The following is a 498-nucleotide window of genomic DNA, read 5'->3' as shown; positions in this document are numbered from 1 at the left end:
GTGAACGGTCAGCAGCTGTTTGCAACGAACCAGGCCGTGACGAACATCGCCGGCGACATGACCACGCTGCAGGGCGACATCACGAACATCAACGGCAAGCTGGCCGATGCGGTGCTGTACGACTCGTCGGCGCACGACTCGGTGACGCTTGGCGGTGTGGGCTCGACCGTGCCGGTGGCGTTGCACAACGTGGCCAACGGTGCGGTGCTCGCGGCGAGCACGGACGCGGTGAACGGTTCGCAGCTCTACACGCTGGCCAGTTCGACGGCCGACTCGTTTGGCGGCGGCTCGGCGGTGAACCCGAACGGTTCGATCTCGAATCCGAGCTACGCCGTCGGCGGCAAGACCTACCACAATGTGGGCGACGCGATTGACGCGCTGGGCGATGGCGGTTCTATCAGTACCGACACGATGGCGGTGCACTACGACAGTTCGGCGTACGATTCTGTGACGCTGGGCGGCACGGATTCGACGACGCCGGTGGCGCTGCACAACGTG

The 498-nt window shown here is 65.1% G+C and carries 1 pseudogene; it reads left to right on the top strand.

The annotated features are described in order from the left end of the window. Positions 1–36 precede the first annotated feature (36 nt). Positions 37–498, top strand: a pseudogene (locus U5775_RS39020) (hypothetical protein); the annotation flags it as partial.

Source organism: Paraburkholderia sp. J63 (genome assembly GCF_905220245.1).
GTDB lineage: Bacteria > Pseudomonadota > Gammaproteobacteria > Burkholderiales > Burkholderiaceae > Paraburkholderia.
Note: the sequence above shows the minus strand (reverse complement) of the source record. Positions and strands in the feature narration are given on the sequence as shown.